Source organism: Desmospora activa DSM 45169, from assembly GCF_003046315.1.
Taxonomy (GTDB): Bacteria; Bacillota; Bacilli; order Thermoactinomycetales; family DSM-45169; genus Desmospora; species Desmospora activa.
The window spans coordinates 1-4,224 of record NZ_PZZP01000010.1; the positions used below are offsets into that span (position 1 = coordinate 1).

The 4,224-nt window shown below is 47.2% G+C and carries 4 protein-coding genes and 1 rRNA gene; all 5 read right to left on the reverse strand.

All coding sequences use genetic code 11. From position 1 onward, the window contains the following. Positions 1-314 precede the first annotated feature (314 nt). Entirely contained in the window at positions 315-932 is a 618-nt protein-coding gene (locus C8J48_RS18425; protein ID WP_107728726.1) for a PepSY domain-containing protein, read from the reverse strand. 103 nt (positions 933-1,035) lie between these two features. Further along, positions 1,036-2,397, reverse strand: a complete 1,362-nt coding sequence (locus C8J48_RS18430) for a sensor histidine kinase (protein WP_107728727.1) — start codon at positions 2,395-2,397, stop codon at positions 1,036-1,038. Beyond that, positions 2,394-3,101 carry a response regulator transcription factor gene (locus tag C8J48_RS18435; protein ID WP_107728728.1) on the reverse strand — a complete coding sequence of 236 codons (708 nt, stop codon included), beginning with the start codon at positions 3,099-3,101 and terminating at the stop codon, positions 2,394-2,396. Before C8J48_RS18435 ends, C8J48_RS18430 begins: the two co-directional genes overlap by 4 nt. Before the next feature lie 312 nt (positions 3,102-3,413). Then, complete coding sequence (locus tag C8J48_RS18440; protein WP_107728729.1) at positions 3,414-3,932, reverse strand: hypothetical protein; 519 nt, start codon at positions 3,930-3,932, stop codon at positions 3,414-3,416. A 238-nt stretch (positions 3,933-4,170) separates the two neighbouring features. Beyond that, a 16S ribosomal RNA gene (locus C8J48_RS18445) occupies positions 4,171-4,224 on the reverse strand; the annotation flags it as partial.

Below are 4,224 nucleotides of genomic sequence, written 5' to 3' on the forward strand. Positions count from 1 at the left end.
ATCGGCTCCTGGCGCCAAGGCATCCACCGTGTGCCCTTTCTAACTTCTCCTCAAATCACTCCGGTGAAAATGTGTATCCGGTGCAAGTTGCACTTTGATACCCATTTTTTATTCTTGGCTCTCTCGTATCCAGTTTTCAAGGTGCGGATCTTGCTTTGTTTTTGGCGTCACCTTGCGGCGACAAGTATTAATATATCACGGATATGAGATGAGATCAACCCCTTTTTTTAAGATTTTTTTCGGTGATTTATTATGCTCCGTTTTTATGGAGAAAAGCCCGCATTTGCGGGCCTTTTTACGAGGGACGTTAATTCTTAATCATCATTTTCTACAGACATGAACAGAACCTCACCGGTATAGGCATCAATTTCTACATCGGCTTCTTGTTTGCCATTTTTTATTTCCACATCGTAGATCCAACGGCCATCGTCTTCATCCAATTCAATTTCAGTGATCTTACCGTCAAATTTACTTAAAGCGACCTTTTTGGCCTGCTCGTAGCTGATACGCTTCTTGTCCTTTGGCTGTTTTTGGCCTTGGTCATCGGACGGTTTTTGCTCCTGATCATCGTCCCGAGCTACGGTATTATCAGATTGATGTTCATCATCGTTGCCGTCCTTACTATCTTTGGCGGTATCATCCGTCAAGACTTGTTGTTGCTCCACCTTTAAAATTTCACCCGTGTTGGCATCCATTTTGATCTCATATTCACCGTTGGAACCCGCCAGCTCGATTTCATATACCACATGGGAACCCTTATCATCCCGCTCCACTTCTTTCACCTTTCCCGGATAGCGTTCCTCCACTTTTTGGGTAACTTCCTGAACGGTTAAAGTGGGATCACTCTCACCAGCAAAAATCTTATTGACGCCAAATCCTGCTCCTGCGATTATAACGGCTCCCACCAACACAACCAATCCTGTTTTTCTCATCTTCGTTCACTCCTTGCTGTTGTTTTCAAGGATCATGATACGGAGCCAGACTAATAAACCATGGTGAGTACCATGAGAAAACGATGAGAATATCGTGGCCTTCTCATGAGAGTTGAGACAATGGGGGCAATTGGATCGTCATGACCGTCCCTTCCCCTTCCGTACTGGTGAGAGTTAACTCTCCGCGGTGTGCGGCAACGATCCGGTTTGCGATCGACAAGCCTAAGCCACTCCCACCCGTTTCCCGGCTACGGGCCTTATCCACACGGTAAAAGCGTTCAAATATCCGTTCCTGATCTTCTTCCGGAATACCGATTCCCCGATCCTGTACTTGGATACGAGGTCCTTGCTCCGTCGTTTCCACTTGTACATCGACCTCATCTTCACTGTACTTGAGTGCATTGTCCACCAGAATAAACAACAATTGCCTCAGCTTCTCCGCATCTCCCACCGCCAACACGTCGCTCTCGGCTTTCACCCGTATCATTTGACCGGTGGTACGCGCCAAAGGACGAACGGCGTCCCGGCACAAATCACCTAAATCCACCGTCTCCAACTGGAGTATTTCATGGGTATCATCTCGCGCCAAATCCAGCATCTGATGAGTAAGTGCCTTCATCCGCTTCGCTTCGGCGTGAATCGCTTCCACCGCCTCATCCCGTACTTCCGGCTTTTCCCGCCCCCATCTTTTTAGCAGATTGGCGTAACTTTCAATCACTGTCAGCGGCGTCTTTAACTCATGGGAAGCATCGGATACAAATTGCTGTTGCTTTTGAAAACTCTCTTCCATCCAATCCATCATCCGGTTGTATGTGACCGCCATTTGCTTTAGTTCATCGTTGGAACGTTTATTCAATTGTAATCGTTGGAAGGCACCCTGGCGCCGATTGTTTTCCATCGTTTGGATCAAGGAGTGAATCGGATGCAAAACAAGACCGCTTAAAACCCTTCCGGCGATAATGGTGGGAATAAGGACGATCACCGTCGCCAAAAATAATACCCAACGCAAAATTTGCAGATTCTCCTCGATCAAATACAAACTTTCGGTTACTTCCAAAGTAACTACTTGTCCGTCTTCCCACACCAGCGGATAAAACACGGTTAAATAGCGCCCATCTTCCCGCGAGAAAATGCGATGGTCCTGTCGATCCCGAAACTGAGGTGAGACGTCCTGCATCAGCTCTGGCTGTTCCGTGACGGTTAATAGCGCCGTTTGCTGTGCATTAACCACTCGGATCATCCCATCTTCCGTTAGATACGCCCGCAATAGGCGGGTGGCGGATCGCTCCCCTCCATCCGTGACGTTGACCGCTCTCATGATACTTTCCGCCGTGCCTTGTAACCGCTCCACTTCAGCGTTATTCGTTTGCATCTGAAATAAAGCGTAAACACCGGCATTGGCTCCAACCAACAGCACCAATAGGATCACCGTTGTAAAGAGCTGGATCTTTGTCGATAATTTCATCGGTCTATCTCCCGCAGGGTGTAACCCACTCCTCGTACGGTGTGGATTAAAGGGGTAGACGCTTGTTTATCAATTTTTTGACGCAGGTAACGAATGTAAACATCCACAACGTTGGTATCCCCCATATAATCAAATCCCCATACTTCCTGGATTATCTGTTCCCGTTCCAATACTTGGCGCGGATGGCGCATCAGGTAGTGGAGCAATTCAAATTCCCGCGGGGTCAAGCGAACCTCTCTCCTTCCCCTATACACCTCCCGTGTTTTTATGTTTAGGGTGAGATCTCCCACAGACAACAAATCATCGTCTGTTTCTTTTTCGCTTCTCCCACCGCTAAAACGAAGATTGACACGGATACGGGCCAATACTTCCTCAATCTCAAAAGGCTTAGTGATATAGTCATTGGCGCCTTGGTCCAACCCCATCACTTTATCTGGAACCGTATCACGAGCCGTTAACAGCAAAACCGGTGTCCGCTCGTCGATACGCCGGAAACGCCGTAACACTTCAATGCCGTTGAGGCGGGGAAGCATAATGTCCAACATAATCAGATCCCATTCAACTGCTTCCGCTCGAGCCAATCCATCCACACCGTCATAAGCTACTTCAACCTGATACCCTTCATATTCAAGCTCCAATTGCAACACGCGGGCAATATTCACTTCATCTTCCACGATTAATATCCGTTTTGCTACTTCTTCCATTTAAAGGGTCCCCCGCTTCTTTCATTTTCCATATTGTAACGCCCTTTAATGAGAATTTGCTGAGAAAAAAAGAGGGCACAATTGGAAAACGCCGTACAGTATCGTACGGCGCAAGCTTATATACAGGGATTAAGTCATTTTCACAGTAAGTTGTTGTCTGAAAACCCACGGTTTCAATCGTGGGCTGAAAGGTGGCGTTGCAGAATCCCCCCTTTAGGCGTGTGAAGTCTCAATCTATGCAACGATCCGCAACTTTCCCCTTGATCGCTTTGCTCTTAGGTCTCGCTAATACTCGTGAGCACCAGTCTTGTATTAAGGTGCTGTTGCCCCCTGCTGTTTCACCTCTTGCTCAAGCGCATCGAGATCGATTTTCTCCTGAGAGAGATCTTCCCTTACCGACTCCGGAAAAAGACGGCGAAAACTCTGCTCGTATTCAGATCCGTCTTCCGGTGTCGCATGACCGGTTATGGTTACATTTCCATCAATTTTTTTCAATTCAAGAACGACCGGCAGACTCACCCCTGCCCCTTCAGAACCATCCTCTTGTAGCTCCAGACAAAACACCCAACCATACCACTTCCCGTGATTTCCTTCCCATTTCTCCTCCACCTGCTCAGCGGCACAGTGCACGATACCGCCAAATTGAGGAGGCATCAATTGCTGCTCCAAATATTTTTTTCGTTCCTTTTCCATTGTTGTTGTGTCTATTTTCTTCTCTTCAGTCGCATCTTGATTCGCGGCAATATCAGGGTTTGTTGTCTGACTACATCCGATTAACATCATGGAGCATAAAAGGATTGTTAAAAGAGTTCCCCACCATTTTTTTCGCATTGTAATCGACACCTCAAAATAAAAGTAAAAACGAATCGACCGAAAGAGAGAAACAATTTAGGAATCCTAGCGCTAAAAACCGCCCTCCTAAAAGGATATCATAAGACGGCTTGTGAATAGCAAAAACCCCCTGGCATCAGCCAAGGGGTTGGTTGCATTCCCTGAAAACCAAAGAGCGAATGTGACGACCCTGTTGTTTCGTTCGTTTTGTATGGACCGAAGGTCCGATACTCCATAGAAAGGAGGTGATCCATCCCCACCTTCCGGTAGGGATACCTTGTTACGACTTCAC

Coding starts and splice junctions, on each gene's coding strand:
- C8J48_RS18435 (WP_107728728.1), bottom strand. CDS start 3,101: ATGGAAGAAGTAGCAAAACGGATATTAATCGTGGAAGATGAAGTGAAT.
- C8J48_RS18440 (WP_107728729.1), bottom strand. CDS start 3,932: ATGCGAAAAAAATGGTGGGGAACTCTTTTAACAATCCTTTTATGCTCC.
- C8J48_RS18425 (WP_107728726.1), bottom strand. CDS start 932: ATGAGAAAAACAGGATTGGTTGTGTTGGTGGGAGCCGTTATAATCGCA.
- C8J48_RS18430 (WP_107728727.1), bottom strand. CDS start 2,397: ATGAAATTATCGACAAAGATCCAGCTCTTTACAACGGTGATCCTATTG.